The organism is Promicromonospora sp. NPDC023805, assembly GCF_040639635.1.
Taxonomy (GTDB): domain Bacteria; phylum Actinomycetota; class Actinomycetes; order Actinomycetales; family Cellulomonadaceae; genus Promicromonospora.
Window position 1 is genome coordinate 74,239 of sequence record NZ_JBFAAH010000022.1, and the last position, 17,320, is coordinate 91,558.

The 17,320-nt window shown below is 69.8% G+C and carries 15 protein-coding genes; 9 read left to right on the plus strand and 6 right to left on the minus strand.

From position 1 onward, the window contains the following. Nucleotides 1–67 precede the first annotated feature (67 nt). The 8 genes from AB0F70_RS20280 (at nucleotide 68) to AB0F70_RS20315 (ending at nucleotide 9,796) form a co-directional block, all read left to right on the plus strand. Nucleotides 68–871, plus strand: coding sequence for a sugar ABC transporter permease (locus AB0F70_RS20280; RefSeq protein ID WP_357452373.1), 804 nt, complete (start codon nucleotides 68–70; stop codon nucleotides 869–871). Continuing rightward, a complete protein-coding gene (locus AB0F70_RS20285; RefSeq protein ID WP_357452287.1) occupies nucleotides 871–1,734 on the plus strand; it encodes a carbohydrate ABC transporter permease in 864 nt (287 codons plus the stop codon). The genes AB0F70_RS20280 and AB0F70_RS20285 overlap by 1 nt, the downstream gene beginning before the upstream one ends. A 58-nt stretch (nucleotides 1,735–1,792) precedes the next feature. Then, nucleotides 1,793–3,142, plus strand: a complete 1,350-nt coding sequence (locus AB0F70_RS20290; RefSeq protein WP_357452290.1) for a sugar ABC transporter substrate-binding protein — start codon at nucleotides 1,793–1,795, stop codon at nucleotides 3,140–3,142. Between the two features lie 147 nt (nucleotides 3,143–3,289). Beyond that, nucleotides 3,290–4,693, plus strand: a complete 1,404-nt coding sequence (locus AB0F70_RS20295) for an RICIN domain-containing protein (RefSeq protein WP_357452292.1) — start codon at nucleotides 3,290–3,292, stop codon at nucleotides 4,691–4,693. A 232-nt stretch (nucleotides 4,694–4,925) separates the two neighbouring features. Then, on the plus strand, nucleotides 4,926–6,593 hold the full coding sequence (locus tag AB0F70_RS20300; protein ID WP_357452295.1) for an FGGY-family carbohydrate kinase: 1,668 nt from the start codon (nucleotides 4,926–4,928) through the stop codon (nucleotides 6,591–6,593). Continuing rightward, a complete protein-coding gene (locus AB0F70_RS20305; RefSeq protein ID WP_357452298.1) occupies nucleotides 6,590–7,360 on the plus strand; it encodes an L-ribulose-5-phosphate 4-epimerase in 771 nt (256 codons plus the stop codon). The genes AB0F70_RS20300 and AB0F70_RS20305 overlap by 4 nt, the downstream gene beginning before the upstream one ends. Continuing rightward, nucleotides 7,357–8,871, plus strand: coding sequence for an L-arabinose isomerase (gene araA / locus AB0F70_RS20310; protein ID WP_357452301.1), 1,515 nt, complete (start codon nucleotides 7,357–7,359; stop codon nucleotides 8,869–8,871). Before AB0F70_RS20305 ends, araA begins: the two co-directional genes overlap by 4 nt. A 238-nt stretch (nucleotides 8,872–9,109) precedes the next feature. Then, nucleotides 9,110–9,796, plus strand: coding sequence for a GPP34 family phosphoprotein (locus AB0F70_RS20315; protein WP_357452304.1), 687 nt, complete (start codon nucleotides 9,110–9,112; stop codon nucleotides 9,794–9,796). Nucleotides 9,797–9,805: 9 nt separating this feature from the next. On the opposite strand, the gene AB0F70_RS20320 is transcribed toward AB0F70_RS20315, so the two are convergent. Then, nucleotides 9,806–10,894, minus strand: coding sequence for an arabinan endo-1,5-alpha-L-arabinosidase (locus tag AB0F70_RS20320; protein ID WP_357452307.1), 1,089 nt, complete (start codon nucleotides 10,892–10,894; stop codon nucleotides 9,806–9,808). 110 nt (nucleotides 10,895–11,004) lie between these two features. Here AB0F70_RS20320 and AB0F70_RS20325 point away from each other — a divergent pair, with 110 nt between their 5' ends. After that, complete coding sequence (locus AB0F70_RS20325; protein WP_357452310.1) at nucleotides 11,005–12,069, plus strand: LacI family DNA-binding transcriptional regulator; 1,065 nt, start codon at nucleotides 11,005–11,007, stop codon at nucleotides 12,067–12,069. 1 nt (nucleotide 12,070) lies between these two features. On the opposite strand, the gene AB0F70_RS20330 is transcribed toward AB0F70_RS20325, so the two are convergent. The 5 genes from AB0F70_RS20330 to AB0F70_RS20350 are packed head-to-tail and all read right to left on the minus strand — an operon-like array spanning nucleotide 12,071 to nucleotide 17,302. Next, entirely contained in the window at nucleotides 12,071–12,724 is a 654-nt protein-coding gene (locus tag AB0F70_RS20330) for a DUF624 domain-containing protein (RefSeq protein WP_357452313.1), read from the minus strand. Next, complete coding sequence (locus AB0F70_RS20335) at nucleotides 12,721–14,118, minus strand: arabinan endo-1,5-alpha-L-arabinosidase (protein WP_357452316.1); 1,398 nt, start codon at nucleotides 14,116–14,118, stop codon at nucleotides 12,721–12,723. Before AB0F70_RS20335 ends, AB0F70_RS20330 begins: the two co-directional genes overlap by 4 nt. A gap of 1 nt (nucleotide 14,119) precedes the next feature. After that, the gene (locus AB0F70_RS20340) at nucleotides 14,120–15,040 is read right to left on the minus strand and encodes a carbohydrate ABC transporter permease (RefSeq protein ID WP_357452319.1); all 921 of its coding nucleotides are present in this window, start codon (nucleotides 15,038–15,040) and stop codon (nucleotides 14,120–14,122) included. A 16-nt stretch (nucleotides 15,041–15,056) separates the two neighbouring features. Next, nucleotides 15,057–15,953 carry a sugar ABC transporter permease gene (locus AB0F70_RS20345; protein WP_357452322.1) on the minus strand — a complete coding sequence of 299 codons (897 nt, stop codon included), beginning with the start codon at nucleotides 15,951–15,953 and terminating at the stop codon, nucleotides 15,057–15,059. Beyond that, nucleotides 15,953–17,302, minus strand: a complete 1,350-nt coding sequence (locus AB0F70_RS20350; RefSeq protein ID WP_357452325.1) for a sugar ABC transporter substrate-binding protein — start codon at nucleotides 17,300–17,302, stop codon at nucleotides 15,953–15,955. Before AB0F70_RS20350 ends, AB0F70_RS20345 begins: the two co-directional genes overlap by 1 nt. Nucleotides 17,303–17,320 lie beyond the last annotated feature (18 nt).

The following is a 17,320-nucleotide window of genomic DNA, read 5'->3' on the forward strand; positions in this document are numbered from 1 at the left end:
ACCGAGTCTCCGCGTGTCCGCGGCAGGCTGGAGCTTCGTCGCGCCGTTCCTTGTCGTGTTCGCGCTGATGATCGTGACCCCGCTGGTCTACTCCATGTACCTGAGCCTGTTTCGTAATCAGCTCATGGGCGGTACGACCTTCGCGGGGCTCGCCAACTACATGGCCGCCTTCTCCGACCCCAAGCTCTGGGACGGAGCCGGCCGCGTCGGGCTGTTCCTCCTGGTCCAGGTCCCGATCATGCTGGCGCTCTCGCTGATCGCCGCGCTCGCGATCGACAGCGGCCGCCTGCACGGCAAGGAGATCTTCCGGGTCGCGCTGTTCCTGCCGTACGCGGTGCCCGGCGTCGTCGCGGTGCTGATGTGGGGCTTCATGTACGACGACCGCCTCGGCCTCACCGGGAGCGTCAACGACCTGGTGGGCTTCGCCCTCATCGACCCGTACACGAAGCAGTGGATCCTTACCGCGATCGGCAACATCGTGACGTGGGAGTTCGTGGGCTACAACATGCTCATCCTGTACGCGGCGCTCAAGACGGTGCCCACCGAGGTCTACGAGGCCGCGGCCATCGACGGCGCGGGCCAGTTCCGCATAGTGCAGGCGATCAAGCTGCCCGCCGTCCGAGGGGCGCTCGTCATCGCGACCATCTTCTCGATCCTGGGCAGCTTCCAGCTCTTCAACGAGCCGACCATCCTCAAGGAGATCCAGCCGGCCCTGATCTCGTCCTACTACACACCCAACATCTACGCGTACAACCTGAGCTTCGCGGGCAACCAGGTGAGCTACGCGGCAACCGTCGCGATAGTGATGGGCCTCGTGACGGCCATCATCGCGTACATCGTGCAGCTTCGTGGGACGCGGAGGGACTCGTGATGGCCCGCTACTCCTACGATCGGCCGCGCAAGTCGATCACCCTGACGGTCCTGCTGGGCGCGCTGCTCGTCTACTCGGTGCTGCCGCTGACCTGGATGCTCTTCAGCATCACCAAGACGCAGCCCGAGCTGCTCAGCTCGTTCGGGCTCTGGTTCTCTGGCCCGTTCGCGCTGTTCGACAACCTGCAGCAGGTCGTGACCCACGACGACGGCATCTTCCTCAAGTGGTTCGGCAACACGCTGGTCTACGTGGTCGTCGGCGCCGGTGGCGCAACGGTCCTCGCGACGGCTGCCGGATACGGGCTGGCCAAGTACCGGTTCCGCGGCCGCAACGCGGTGTTCGCGACCATCCTCGGGTCGATAGCGGTGCCCGGCACCGCCCTCGCCGTGCCCACGTTCCTGCTGTTCAGCCAGTGGGGCCTCACCAACACCATGTGGGCGATCATCCTGCCCTCACTGGTCTCACCGTTCGGCCTCTACCTCATGTGGGTGTTCTCCGCGGAGGCGGTGCCGACGGAGATCCTGGAGGCGGCACGGGTCGACGGCGCGGGTGAGTGGCGCACCTTCTTCACGATCTCGCTCCGCCTGCTCGCGCCGGGCATCGTGACGGTGGCGCTGTTCGCGATCGTCGCCACCTGGAACAACTACTTCCTGCCCCTGATCATGCTCAACGACCCGGATCTGTATCCCCTGACGCTCGGCCTGTACCAGTGGCTGGCCGACGCGTCGGGTATCGGGGCCCAGCCAGTGTTCAACCTGGTCATCACCGGTTCGTTCCTGACGATCGTGCCGATCGTCGTCGTGTTCCTGGTGCTCCAGCGGTACTGGCAGTCGGGCTTGAGTGCGGGTGGTGTGAAGGCATGACCGATGTGACCGAAACATCGAACGACCTGAACTACGACGACGTGGAAGAAGGAAGACCATGACCATCACCCGCAACCGACGTGTCGCGCTCGGGGCCCTGGCCACCTTGCTGGCCGCCTCTCTCACCGCCTGCTCGGGCGGGGAGGAAGGCGGCGGTGGGGGTGGCGGGAGCGAGGGAGCGAGCGCCGAGGAGATCGAGGCCGCGCTCCAGGAGGGTGGCAGCGTCACCTACTGGACGTGGACCCCGCAGGCCGAGAAGCAGGTCGAGGCGTTCGAGAAGGCGTACCCCGAGGTCGACGTGACGCTCGTGGACACGGTGGGGGCCGGCGAGGGCAACACCAAGCTGCAGAACGCCATCGCCGCGGGCAAGGGCGTGCCGGACGTCGTGCAGATCGAGTACCAGTCCGTCCCGCAGTTCCAGCTGCAGAGCCAGCTGGCCGACCTCACGGCGTACGGGTTCGACGAGCTGGAGAGCCTGTACACGGCGTCGACCTGGGGCTCGGTGTCGCAGAACGACGGGATCTGGGGCCTGCCCCAGGACTCCGGCCCCATGGCGTTCTTCTACAACCAGGAGGTGTTCGACGAGGTCGGTGTCGAGGTCCCCACCACCTGGGACGAGTACATCGAGGTCGCGCGTGCCATCAAGGAGGACAACCCCGACCGCTGCCTGGCCAACGACTCAGGTGACCCGGGCTTCACGACCAGCATGATCTGGCAGGCCGGCGGCACCCCGTTCCAGAACGACGGCGAAGCGGTCACGATCGACCTCGGCGACGAGGGCACCACCCGGTTCGCCGAGATGTACCAGCCGCTCATCGACGACGAGCTGATCTGCCAGCTGCCCGGCTGGAGCGACGAGTGGTACCAGGCGCTGGGCGACGGCACCATCGCGTCGGTCGCACTCGGCGCGTGGATGCCCGGCATCCTCGAGGACGGCGTTCCCGACGGCAAGGGCAAGTGGCGCGTGGCCCCGATGCCGACGTACGACGGGACCCCGACCAACGCCGAGAACGGCGGCAGCACGGAGTCCATCCCGGAGGCGTCGGAGAACAAGCTGCTCGCGGCAGGGTTCCTGAAGTGGCTCAACTCGAGCGACGAGTCGATCAAGGCCTTCATGGAGACCGGCGGTTTCCCGGCGACCGTCGAGCACCTCGAGTCCGAGGAGTTCCTGGGCTACGAGTCCGAGTACTTCGGCGGACAGAAGATCAACGAGGTGCTCGGCGCCGGCGCTGCCGACGTCAACGAGGGCTGGCAGTACCTGCCGTGGCAGTCGTACGCGAACAGCATCTTCGCGGACACGGTGGGCCAGGCCTGGCTCGACAAGTCGTCGCTCCTGGAGGGGCTGGCGGCCTGGCAGGAGGAGAACGTCTCCTACGGCACCGGCCAGGGATTCACGGTGAACGGCTGACGCCGTCGGCGTCGACCACACAGAAGTTCTGACCGAGCGGGGATCCCGGGCAACGGGATCCCCGCTCTGTGAGACCGCACGACCGCACCACCGCACCGCCCTGCACTACCCCCGATCCCTGCACTGCGATGAAGGAGTGTGGTACCTGTGAGGCGTCTTCATGCTGCCCTCGCTGCCCTGGCCTGCGTACTGGCGACCGCTGTAGGCGCGGTCTCCGCCCAGGCCCAGCCCGAGACGGTCGTCAACGCGACCCAGTTCACCGACACGTCGGGCAACCCGCTGCACGCCCACGGCGGCGGTGTGGTCAAGGTGGGTCAGTACTACTACTGGTTCGGCGAGAACCGGAACACGGACAACACGTTCCGGTACGTCTCGGCCTACCGGTCGACGGACCTCGTCCACTGGGAGTTCCGCAACCACGTGCTCACCGAGGCGAGCCACCCGGAGCTCGGCATGGCCAACATCGAGCGGCCCAAGGTGATGTACAACCAGGCCACGGGCAAGTTCGTGATGTGGATGCACAAGGAGAACGGCACCGACTACTCGGAGGCCCGGGCAGCGGTCGCCGTGAGCGACACCGTGGACGGCAACTACACCTACCAGCGCAGCTTCCGGCCGCTCGGGCACATGTCCAGGGACATCGGCGTCTTCGTCGACACGAACGGCGCCGGCTACATGTACTCGGCCGCCAACGAGAACTACGACCTGCACATCTACCGCCTCAACAGCGACTACACGGACGTGGCCAGCCTGGTCGCCAACCCGTGGCCGGGCGGTCACCGCGAGGCGCCCGCACTGTTCAAGCGGGGCAGCACGTACTTCATGCTGACCTCCGGCGCCACGGGCTGGAACCCGAACCAGCAGAAGTACGCGACGACCAGCAACCTGGCGTCCGGCTGGTCGGCGATGCAGAACGCCGGTGACGCCACCGCGTTCGGCTCGCAGACCACGTTCGTCCTGCCGGTGCAGGGCACGTCCGGCACGTCGTACCTGTACATGGGTGACCGCTGGGGCAACTCGATAGGGACCAACGTCAACGGCTCCCGGTACGTGTGGGCGCCGATCACGTTCCCGACGTCGACCTCCATGTCGTTCAGCTATTTCCCGGAGCTCTCGATAGACGCGGCGGCGGGCACGATCACCGGTCAGGGCGGGCCGTTCGAGTCGCTCACCGCACGGCACTCCAGCCGGTGCGCCGACGTGACGAGCCAGTCGTACGCAGCGGGTGCCGAGATCAAGCAGTACGACTGCAACAGCGGCGGCAACCAGCGCTTCTGGTTCCGCAGCGCCGGCAGCGGCTACTACAACCTCGTGGCCCGGCACAGCGCGCTGTGCGTGCAGGAGAACGCCGCGACGGTGACCCAGCAGAGCTGCGGCACGGGAACGAACCAGCAGTGGTCCGTGGTCGCGGCGTCGGGCAGCTATGTGACGATCCGGTCGCGCGCGACCGGCGAGTGCCTGGACGTCAACGGCGGCGCGACCGCGAACGGTGCGGCGCTGATCACCTACACCTGCAACGGTGCGAACAACCAGCAGTGGACCCGCGGCTGACGGCAGGTCGGCCCTGAAGTCCGCTCCGAGATGACCTCGGGCGCCGAACCGGGCACGGTTCGGCGCCCCAGGTCGTTCTCAAGGCGGACCTGTTCTTACCCGGTTGTCGTAACGTATCGTGTGAGCGCTAACATCGCCGTGGGCGGTCAGGCCACGGCTTACCCGTGACGGTCGACCGACGGCTACACGAACGACGCCACGCGACGATGCGGGCAGGACGGAGCGGCCCACGATGGTGGAGCGGCAGGACGACGGAGTGGACCGGCTCGCCGGCCTCCGGGAGGCGATCGAGCAGGGGCGCACCGCTCTCGGCATCGAGCTCGGCTCCACCAGGATCAAGGCGTGCCTCGTCGGCCCGGACAACGCGCCGCTCGCGAGCGGCAGCCACGACTGGGAGAACCAGCTCGTCGACGGCGTGTGGACCTACTCGCTGGACGCTGTGTGGTCCGGTCTGCAGGAGTCGATGACAGCGCTGTTGGCCGACGTCGAGCGGCAGTACGGCGTGCGGCTCACCACCGTCGGCGCACTGGGCGTCTCGGCGATGATGCACGGCTACCTCGCGTTCGACGAGACCGACGAGCTGCTCGTGCCGTTCCGCACGTGGCGCAACACCAGCACCGAGCGCGCCGCTACCGAGCTGACCGGCCTGTTCGGGTACAACATCCCGCTGCGCTGGTCGGTCGCTCACCTGTACCAGGCGATCCTCGACGCCGAGCCGCACGTGTCACAGGTACGGCACTTCACCACGCTGGCCGGCTACGTGCACTGGCGCCTGACCGGGCAGCAGGTGCTCGGCGTCGGCGACGCCTCCGGCATGTTCCCGATCGACCCGGCGACGAAGGACTACGACCAGCGGATGATCGCCCAGCTCGACGAGCTGGTGGGCGACCGCGGCCCGGGCCTGGGCATCACCGACCTGCTGCCGCGGGTACTCCCCGCCGGCACCGACGCGGGCGCGCTGACCGCGGAGGGTGCCGCCCTGCTGGACCCCACCGGAACGCTGCGGCCCGGCATCCCGCTGTGTCCGCCCGAGGGCGACGCAGGGACCGGCATGGTCGCCACCAACTCCGTGGCGCCCCGCACCGGCAACGTCAGCGCCGGGACCAGCATCTTCGCGATGGTCGTCCTGGAGAAGCCGCTGGACCGCGTGCACGAGGAGCTGGATCTCGTGACGACCCCGGCCGGTGACCTCGTCGCGATGGTGCACTGCAACAACGGGGCCAGCGAGCTCGGCGCCTGGGCCGACCTGTTCGGCCAGTTCGCCACGGCTCTCGGGCAGCCTGCCGCCCCGGACGCCGTGTTCGGTGCGCTGCTGCGGTCCGCCCTGGACGGCGACGCCGACGGCGGCGGCCTGCTCGCCTACAACTACCTGTCCGGCGAGCCCATCACGGGCCTCGAGGCCGGCCGCCCGCTGTTCACGCGCACGCCCGACAGCCGGCTCACCCTCGGCAACTTCGCGCGCACGCAGGTCTACAGCGTGTTCGGCACCCTGAGCCTCGGCATGCGGGTGCTGGCCGCGGAGCAGGTCGGGCTGGACTCCATGTTCGCGCACGGCGGCCTGTTCCGGACCGAGGGTGTGGCCCAGCGTCTGCTCGCCGCCGCGCTCGGCGCGCCGGTGGCCGTCGGCCGGACGGCGGGCGAGGGCGGCGCCTGGGGCATCGCGGTGCTCGCCGCCTACCGGGCGTCCGCGAACGGCGCGGCCGTCCCCGAGCAGAGCCTTGGCGCCTACCTCGGCGCCGAGGTCTTCGCGGACGCCGCGCTCGACGTCGTCGAGCCGGACGCCGGTGACGTGGCGGGCTTCTCCGCCTACCTGGAGCGCTACAGCGCGGGCCTCGCGATCGAGCGCGCCGCCGTCGAGACGCTCCGGACCCGAGACACGACGCAGGAGAGCGACCGATGAGCAAGGCACTGACCGACTACTCGCAGGCAGTCCAGGAGGAGGTGGCGCGCGTCCGCGTGATCGTCTCCGACCTGCACGCCGAGCTGCCGCGCTGGGACCTCGTGGTCTGGACGGCGGGCAATGTCTCCCAGCGCGTGCCGAACCCCGACGTGCCGGACGGCAGCGCCGACCTGTTCGTCATCAAGCCCTCCGGCGTCTCCTACGACGACCTCACCCCCGCCGGCATGGTCGTGTGCGACCTCGAGGGCAACCTCGTGGACGGGACGCGGTCGCCGTCGTCGGACACCGCGGCGCATGCCTACGTGTACCAGCACATGGCCGAGGTGGGCGGCGTCGTGCACACGCACTCGACGTACGCGACGGCCTGGGCCGCGCGCGGCGAGGAGGTGCCCTGCGTGCTCACGATGATGGCCGACGAGTTCGGCGGCCCCGTGCCGATCGGCCCGTTCGCGATCATCGGCGACGACTCGATCGGCCGGGGCATCGTCGAGACGCTCAGCGGCCACCGCAGCCCCGCCGTCCTGATGCGCAACCACGGGCCGTTCACCATCGGTCGCGACGCCAAGGCGGCCGTGAAGGCCGCCGTGATGGTCGAGGAGGTCGCCCGCACGGTGCACATCTCCCGCCAGCTCGGCGAGCCCGTCCCGATGGAACAGCAGCACATCGACTCCCTCTACGACCGCTATCAGAACGTCTACGGCCAGCCCGCGACAACGCCGTCGGGCACCACTGCGGCCGACACCAAGAACACGGAAGGACAGGCATGAGCACCAAGCCCTACGCGGACCGTGAGGTCTGGTTCCTCACCGGGAGCCAGGACCTCTACGGCGAGGAGACCCTCGCCCAGGTCGCCGAGCAGTCGCAGGAGGTGGCCCGGGCGCTGGACGCGTCGTCGGACGTGCCGGTCAAGGTCGTGTGGAAGCCGGTCCTCAAGGACTCGGTGGCGATCCGCCGCGCCATGCTGGACGCGAACGGCGACGACAACGTCCTCGGCGTCGTCACCTGGATGCACACGTTCAGCCCCGCGAAGATGTGGATCGCGGGCCTGGACGCGCTGCGCAAACCGCTGCTGCACCTGCACACGCAGGCCAATGTCGAGCTCCCCTGGGACGACATCGACATGGACTTCATGAACCTCAACCAGGCAGCGCACGGCGACCGCGAGTACGCGTACATCGCCACGCGGCTCGGCGTCGCGCGCACCACGGTGGTGGGGCACGTCTCCAACCCGGCAGTCACGCGCCGGGTGGGCACCTGGGTGCGCGGCGCGGCCGGCTGGGCGGCGACGCACGAGCTCAAGCTGGTCCGCTTCGGCGACAACATGCGCAACGTCGCCGTCACCGAGGGTGACAAGACCGAGGCCGAGCTGCGGTTCGGCGTCTCGGTGAACACGCACGGCGTGAACGAGCTGGTCGCGGCGGTGGAGGCCGTCGAGGAGGCCGCCATCGACAAGGTGGTGGCCGAGTACGAGGAGAAGTACGACGTCGCCCCCGAGCTCCGGGCCGGCGCCGAGCGGCACGACTCCCTGCGCTACGCGGCACGCCAGGAGATCGCGCTGGAGGGCTTCCTCGAGGCCGCCGGCGCCAAGGCGTTCACCACCAACTTCGAGGACCTGGGCACGCTCCGCCAGCTCCCTGGGCTCGCGGTGCAGCGCCTCATGGAGAAGGGCTACGGCTTCGGCGCAGAGGGCGACTGGAAGACGGCGGTGCTCGTCCGGGCCGCCAAGGTGATGGGCCTGGGCCTCCCCGGGGGCGCGAGCCTCATGGAGGACTACACCTATGACCTCACCCCCGGCTCCGAGCTGATCCTCGGCGCGCACATGCTGGAGGTCTGCCCCTCGCTGACCACCGCTACGCCGCGCATCGAGGTCCACCCGCTCGGCATCGGCGGCAAGGAGGACCCGGTCCGGATGGTCTTCTCGGCCGACGCCGTCGAGGGTGCTGTCGTCGTCTCGCTCGCTGACATGCGGGACCGGTTCCGCCTGACGGCGAACGTGGTCGACGTCGTCACCCCGCCGCACGACCTGCCGAACCTGCCCGTCGCGCGTGCGATGTGGAATCCGCGGCCCTCGTTCGACGTCTCCGCGGAGTCGTGGCTGACGGCGGGCGGTGCCCACCACACGGTCATGTCGACCGCGGCGGGCATCGAGGCGTTCGAGGTCTTCGCGAACATCGCGCGCACCGAGCTGCTCGTCATCGACGAGGACACGACGCGGCGCGGGTTCGCCGACCAGGTCCGCTGGAACCAGGTCTACTACCGCGTGGCCCAGGGCCTCTGACCGCCGCCCCTTCGCGGAAGTCCGCCTCCATCACGCGGTGACGCCTGGAGATCACGAGAGTTCCAGGCGCAACCGCGTGATGGAGGCGGACTTTCTGGTTCGTGTCGGTGCCGCCAGCATCAGCCGTCGCGGGTCCGTCGTACGGGGGTGGCGCGTCATCCCTGGGGCGGATCACACGGTGCGACCCGCCGTGATCTGCTGGGCCTGACAGACCAGCCGACGTCCCAAGGAGACCGCGATGGATCTCAGCCTTGCCGAGGAGTACCTGCTGCTCGCGCTCGACGACACCTCCGGCAGGCCGCTGCTCAGCGGGCAGCACCTGCAGTTCGCCCTGGCCGGGGCGTCGGTCGCCGACCTCACCCTGCGCGGTGCGCTCGAGGTGTCCGACGGCGCGGACGGCGGCCGGGCCGGCCGGTTCCGGGTGACGGGCCGCGCGACGCCGTCGGACCCGATGGAGCGCGAGGTGCTCGACCTGACGCACGACCGCAAGCCCAAGGACGCCGTCCGGAAGGCGGGGCAGGGCGGCTTCGCCCGGAGACTGCGCGACTCGCTGCAGCAGGGGCTGGCGGCGCGGGGCGTGCTGCGGGAGGAGGAGGTCAAGATCCTTGGACTGTTCCCCAGCTCCACCTGGACCCCGCACGACCCGGCCCCCGAGACGGCAGTCCGCGCGCGGGTGCTGGCGGCCCTGACCGGGCGCGCGGACGTGGACGAGCGGACGGCGGCCCTGGTCTCGCTGCTGCTCGCGACCGACCTGACGCGCAAGATCTTCCCCGACGAGGACCGCCGCTCGCTGAAGCGCCGTGCGAAGGAGATCGCCGAGTCGGAGTGGGCCGGCGCCGCGGTCAAGCGAGCGATCGACGAGCTCAACGCTGCGATGGTCGCGGCGACCGTGGCGGCGACGGGCGCGGCCACGGCAGGCAACTGACCACTGGTCTCAGCTTGGCGATCCGCTGAGGTTCACCACCGGCCAGCCGGCCTTCCACGCCAGGCGGTGCAGGCCGAGCGTCGGGAAGTACGGGATCTCCTTGTTGGCGCCGTCGTAGTAGTGGTACGCGAGGACGCCGTCGTGCACCGACTGGCCGCCCGGGCCGACCACCGGGCCGTGCGACTCCAGGAGCACCGTGCCCCCGCCGCCGACCATGTCGCGGCCCTCCTTGTCGAGGTACGGGCCGGTCACGTCGCGGGACCGCCCGACGACCACCTTGTAGGTGCTGTCCGCCCCGGCGCAGCAGGCGTCGAACGAGACGTACAGGTAGTACCAGCCGCCCCGCTTCTCGATGTACGGGGCCTCGACCCGGTTGCCCGGCGCGAACCGGTCGACCAGGTGGACGGCGTTCTCCAGGGCCCCGGCCACTGGCTTGCCGCTGGGCCAGGAGATCTCGACCAGGAAGATGCCGTACCAGTGCGAGCCGATCGCCATGTACGGCGTGCCGTCCTTGCCGGTGACGATGCCGGCGTCTATCGCGTTGAACTCCTTGCCGTCCTCGATCGGGGCAGGGGAGCTGATGACGGGCCCCTGGTCCACCCACTCGTAGTCGGGGTCGTCCGGGTCGAGGGCGGTGTTCGTGGCGAGCGCCGTGACCGAGTTGTTGGTGCCGAAGCGGGACGCCGAGTAGTACAGGTAGTACGTGCCGTCGTGCTGGTGGACCTCAGGGGCCCAGAGGTTGTCCGGCAGGGTGCCGTCCGCGAAGTGCGCGTCGATCCAGGCCGGGATCTCGTCCCAGACGGTGCCCTCGTAGGCCCAGGTGGTGCCGCGGTCGTGCGACGACCACATCTGCACGGTGCCGCCGTTCTCGCGGTTGAGCAGGCCGGTCGAGTAGACCCACCAGGTGCCGTCGTCGTCGACGGTGAGAGCGGGGTCGTGGATCGGCGACGTGTCGCCGACGACGGCGATCTCGCCGGGCTTGCCCCCGTGCGCGCTGCCCGGTGCTCCGGCCACCGCGCCGGACGCCGGGGCGCCGATCGCGATGGCTGTCATGAACGCGAGCGCGCCGAGCGCCGCGAGTGGTCTGCGTGGTGACATCTTTGTCCTCCGGGTTGGTCGGATCGCGCTTCTACGGCTCCGCTTCTACAACGATGTAGAGTATAGAGGGACGCTCGCTCCGAGCACCATCGTCGAAAGGGCGCGCACCGATGCCGGTGAGGATGCAGGACGTCGCGCTGCGCGCCGGCGTCTCCGTCAAGACCGTCTCGAACGTGGTGAACGGATACCCGCACATCCGCGACTCCACCCGCCGGCGCGTCGAGGAGGCGATCGACGAGCTCGGCTACCGGATGAACGTCTCTGCCCGCGACCTGCGCACCCGGCGTACCGGCATGATCACGCTCAACGTGCCGGAGCTGTCGCTGCCGTACTTCGCCGAGCTCGCCGACTCGGTGATCCGCGCCGCCGACGAGCGCGGCTGGTCGGTACTCATCGAGCAGACCGGCGCCGAGCGCGAGCGGGAGCTCGAGGTGCTCGCAGGGAACCGCCGTCACCGGGGCGACGGCGTGCTCTTCTCGCCCCTCGCGCTCGGCCCCGACGACCTCGGCCACTTCGACGTCGGCTTCCCGCTCGTCGTGCTCGGTGAACGGGTCTTCGGGGCGCGGGCCGACCACGTGACCATGAACAACGTCGAGGGTGCCCGGGCCGCCACCGCGCACCTCATCGCGTCGGGCCGACGGCGCATCGCGGTCGTCGGCGCGCACGCGGGCGAGGTCATCGGCTCGGCGGCGCTGCGGCTGGCCGGCTACGAGCGGGCGCTCGCCGATGCGGGGATTCCGTTCGACCCGGCCCTTGTGGGCGAGGCGGGCCTCTGGCACCGCTCGACCGGCGCGGAGACGATGGCCCGGCTGCTCGACTCCGGCACCGCCATCGACGCGGTGTTCGCCCTGAACGACGCGATGGCGCTCGGCGCCCTGCACGCGCTGCACGAGCGGCGGATAGACATCCCCGGCGACATCGCGCTCATCGGGTTCGACGACGTCGACGACGTCCGCTACTCCGTGCCCACCATCTCGTCCGTGGACCCGGGCCGCGACGAGATCGCGCGTACCGCCGTCGGCCTGCTGGTCGAGCGGATCACCGGCTCCACGGAGCCGTTCCGGCGGGTCGTGCCCCCGATGCGGATCGTGGGGAGGAGGTCGACCGGCGACACACAGGGGGACGGCGAGACAGTGGTGGCGGCGCTGCCGGGCTGGCTGGAGGACATTCCCTGACCTAAGACTGGTCGTCGATGTGGTTCAGGCGGTCGTCGGCCATCCGCCCGCTGAGCCACAGCGGCACCGCGATCCCGGCGAGCAGCCCGAGCAGGGGGATCACGTACGCCACGAGGCCGCACACGCCGAGCACCACCACCGCACCCACCGCGGTGCCGGGGCCGAGCGCGGGGCTCAGCAGCAGGAAGCGCCACGTCTCGAGGGCGGACCGGTCGTAACGCAGCACCACCCGCGGCCAGTAGGCCAGCACCACCGCACCCCAGACGCCCACCAGGACGAGTCCGAGCTGCAGCGCCGCCCGCCCGGGGCCGTCCAGCTGCAGGAGGACGAGGTAGTCGAGCAGCAGGGCCGCGCCGCCCACCGTCAACGGAGCGCCGAGCACGTTGGCGCGCCGCCAGCCAGCAAGCCACTCCCGCCAGAAGGGCCGCCAGGGCGCGTCCGCCGGATCGCCGTCGAGCAGCACCGTGCTCGCCGCCCGGACGGCGGGCCAGAGCCCCAGCACGACGCCGCCCGCGGCCGCCCCCAGCAGGACCAGCACGTTGACCTCGACCAGGCGCGTGACCCGCCGGAGCACCCGCATGACGCCGCCGGTCCAGCCGATCTCGTCCCCGGCGGAGGTGTCGCGCCCCGGCTTGTCCGGCCTGAGCTCGCTCACTGGTCGTCCACCCTCGTTCCCGTCACTACCCGACCGGCGTCGTCCGCCGCTGTCAGGCACAGGGTGGCACGGTCGCGGACGGCGTCCCAGCCGGGAAAGACGACCGACGTCCACCGCGGGGCGGAGGCCGGCGGGCCGCCCGGGTGCTCCCAGGTGAACCGTCCCTCGCCGAGCGGGCGGGCCCGGCCCACGCCGGTGAGCGCACCGTCCAGCACGTCGTCGAGCGCGCCCGTCCGGCCGTCCACCACCTTGGCGGTCGCGGCGCCGACGTCGAGCACCTCCCAGGTGCCGCCGAACACCGCGGGGGAGACGGGCCAGGTGGCGGTGTCGTCGTTCTCCCGGTCCGGCCCCGCCCAGGGCTGCGGGGAGACCAGCGGCCAGCCGTCGTGGGTCCAGACCAGCCGGCGTACCTGGACGCGGTGCTCGGTCGGGGCGTCGGCGTCGCGCACGTGGTGGACCAGGAGCTGCCGCCCGGGTTCGGTGAGGACCGACGCGTGCCCCGGCGCGAGGAGCCCCGGACCCCCGGCCAGCCGGTGGCTGGCCAGGACCGGCACGCCGACCTGCCAGGGGTCGACGCCGGACGCGGCGCCCTCGCGCTCTACCGCACCCTCGGTACCGGCAGCGCCGTCGGTCATCGCCCGCCCGCCCCGGTCGCGGAACGGCCCGGTGACGTCGTCGCCGACGGCGGCCCGCAGGTGGTACGTCCCGGCCAGCGAGTCGTACGAGACCAGGAGCGCCCAGCCGCCGTCCGGCCGGGGGAGGACGAACGCACCCTCGACGGCGCCGTCGGCGAGCCGGGGGCGGCGGGCCAGCAGCGTCCCCGGCGCGCTGCGCAGCGCACCCGGCTCGGGCGCGTCGACGACGAAGCCGGTGGCCGGGTCGACGGGCAGCGCGTAGATGCCCCCGAAGAACGAGCCGTAGACCAGCCACTGGCGCCCGCCGCGCTCGGTGACGAGGTTCGCGTCTATCGCATTGGGGTGCCCGAGCCCGGCCGGCCCGTCCACGTGGTCGCTCGCGACGACTGTCCCGCGGTCGGTCCACGGACCTGACGGGTGCGGCGCGGTCGCGAGCCCGATCGCCGACCGGCGCGACCCGAACGTCGACGCCGAGTAGTACATGCGCCACTCGGCGGACCCGGCCTCGCCAGCGCGGACGACGTCGGGCGCCCACAGGCCCTCGGCTCCGGACCAGTCGCCGGCCGGGCCGGGAACGCCGTCGAGCGCCCAGCCGTGCAGCTCCCAGCGCACCAGGTCGCGCGACGTGCGCACCTGGACGCCCGCCCGGACGGGGCCGTCCGACCGGGCGTCCGTGGAGAACATCCAGTACGTGCCGTCGTCGTCGCGGACGACCGTGGGGTCGTGGACGTGCCGGCCGCCCCAGGTGGAGGTGGTCACGTCAGCCCTTGGTGCCGGTGAGGGCTACCGACTCGATGATCTGCCGCTGGAAGATCAGGAAGATCGCGAGGATCGGCAGCAGCGCCACGAACGAGGCGGCCATGATCAGCGGGTAGTCCCGCTGGGTCGCGTACTGCACGTTCATGTTGGCGATGACGACCTGGAGCGTCTGCCGCTCCGGCGTGTTCAGGTACAGGATCGGCGCCAGGTAGTCGTTCCAGACCATCATGAACCAGAGGATGAACTGGGCGGCCACCGCCGGCCGGATGATCGGGAAGATCAGCCGCCAGAAGATCTGCCAGAAGTTCGCACCGTCGATCTTGGCCGCCTCGATGATCGAGTTCGGCACGTTCTCCAGGTACTGCCGCAGGAAGAAGATCACGAGGATGTTCCCGAAGATCGCCGGGACGATCAGCGGCAGGAGCGTGTCCACCCAGCCGATCCGCGAGAACATCACGAACTGCGGGATCATCAGTGTCGGGTACGGGATCATGATCCCGGTCAGCATGCCGATGAAGATCAGGTTCTTGAACGGCAGGCGCATCTTCGCGATGGCGAACGCCGCCATCGAGCAGGTGATCATGCCCAGCACCGTGACGGACGCCGCCACGATGAAGCTGTTCTGGAACCCGGTCAGGATGCTGGAGTCCTGCCACATCCGCACGTAGGTGTCCCACTGCGGCACCTCGGGGATCCACACGGGCGGCAGGGCGAAGACCTCGTTCTTCGTCTTCAGCGACGTCGAGACCATCCAGACCAGCGGGGCGATCATCACCACCGCTCCGACCGAGAGCAGGACGAAGACGAGCCAGTCGCCGATCCGGGTGCTCGTGGTGCGGCTCATCGGGTTGCGCCCGGGGGCCTTCCGGGCGGGAGGCTCGAAGCCGAGGGTGTTGCGGCTCGGGGCCGTCGTCATACTCATGATTCCTCCGGCTCACTCATTCGATGTCGAAGCTGTTGCGCCGGTTCAGGCGGAACTGGATCAGGGTGACGACGAGGATGAGCAGGCCGAGCACTATCGCCATCGCCGTCGCGTAGCCCATCTGCTGGTACTTGAACGCCTGCCGCCAGATGTGCCAGACGGCGGAGGCGGTGCTGTACTCCGGTCCGCCCGTCGGGGTCATGATGTTGACCTCGGTGAAGAGCTGCGCGCCGCCGATCACGTTGGTCACGACGAGGAAGAACGTCACCGGCCGGACCATGGGCAGCGTGATGGTGCGGAACCGCTGCCAGCCGTTGGCGCCGTCGAGCTGCGCGGCCTCGTAGAGCGAGCGCGGCACCGACTGGATGGCGGCCAGGTACAGGATCATCGAGAACCCCAGGCCCTTCCAGATCGCCATCAGGATGATCGCCGGCTTGGCCCAGAACGTGCTCGCCAGCCAGTTGGGGCCGTCGATCCCAACGAGGGCCAGGGCCTGGTTGACCAGGCCGAAGTCACCGTTGTACGCCCACTGCCACAGGATGGCGATCGCCGCGAGCGACGAGATCACCGGCACGTAGTAGATGGTGCGGAACGCCGTCAGGCCCACGATCTTGCGGTTCATCGCGACGGCAAGAGCCAGCGACACGGCTAGGCCGATCGGGATGCCGATCATGTAGAAGAACGTGTTGTAGATCGACTCGAGGAAGTTCGCGTCGCTGAAGAGCCGGACGTAGTTGTCGAGCCCGACGAACCGCATGATCCCCAGGCCGTTCCAGTTCGTCAGCGACGCGTACACCGCGAAGCCCACGGGGTACAGCGTGAACAGCAGGTAGCCGATCACCGGGGCCGCGACGAAGGCGAGCGCCCAGCGGTTCTCCGACCGGTGCAGACGCGAGGCCGAGCCAGCCATCATCAGCTGCCGGCGCTCGCGGCCGCGGCCTGCTCGGCCTGGTCGTTGGCCTCGTCGAGCAGGGTCTGCATGCGCGGCTGAACCTCGGCCAGGTACTCCTCGGCGGTCTGCTGACCGTCGATGACCGGCTGGATGTTGGTCCACATCTCGTCGTACCAGGCGGCGCCGTAGGTCATCGCGGCGGGCATCGGGCGGCCGTAGTCCTCGACGATGTCGAGGAACTCCTGGCGGTTGGCCGGGCTGGTGCCCTCCTCGGCGGCCCACTCGGCCGCCATGTCCTTGAGGTTCGGCACCTGGATGCCGGCATCGACGAGGGTCTGCTGCGCGGTCTCGTCGGCGGACAGGTAGGTGACCAGCTCGACGGCCTCCTCCGGCATGGCGGTGGTCGCGGAGACGCCGATGCCGAGCGAGCCGATCCACGTGGCGGGCTCGCCCGTCGAGCCGGCGGGGAAGGGGATGAGGTCGTAGTCGAAGTCGAGCTCGTTGTAGGTGCTCACGTCCCACGGGCCCACGGGGAAGAAGGCGATCTGGCCCTCCATCCAGCGCTGGTAGGTGTCCAGCGTTGCCGCCTGCTCGGCGTTCGGGGTCACCTCGTCCACCGTTGTCAGGTCGGCGATGTACTGCAGCGCCTCGGCCATCTCGGGGGTGTCGACGGTGACTTCCGTGCGGTCCTCGTTGGTCCAGTCGGCGCCGTTGCTCCAGGCGAAGCCCTGCATGTTCCACTGGACGTTGAGGCCGGTGCCCCACTGGTCGATCTTCTGGTCGCCGTCGGTGTCCTTGGTGACCTTCTTCAGCACGTCGAGCCACTCGTCCCAGGTGTAGGGCTCGTCCGCGCTCGGCAGCTCGATGCCCTCGGCCTCGAGCATCGTCTTGTTGTAGCCCATGGCGAACGGGCCGACGTCCTTGGGCAGGCCGTAGAGCGCGCCCTCGGGAGTGCCCTGCAGCTTGCCGTCGTAGCGGTAGGAGTCGACGCCGTAGTCCCACAGGTTGTCCAGGTCGACGCCGGACGCCTCGACGTGGTCGGTGATGTCGAGCAGCACGCCCGAGGTGACGTAGGACTGCAGGTTCGCCTGCTCGATGTAGAAGACGTCGGGCACGTTGTTGCCCGAGATCGCCGCCTGGAGCTTGGTGGCGTACTGGTCGGCGTCGGTGACGATGACCTCCACCTCGACGCCGGTGTCCTCGGAGAACCTGTCGATGGCCTCCTGGTAGGCGGCCTTCTCGTCCTCGCCGCCGCGGAACATGAAGGTGAGCTTGCCGTCGTCGTCAGTTCCCGAACCAGCGCCGCAGGCGGCGGTGGAGGCCAGGACCAGTCCGGCGACGATGCCGGTGGTCAGGCGTGACTTCTTCATCACGGTTCCTCTCGTGAG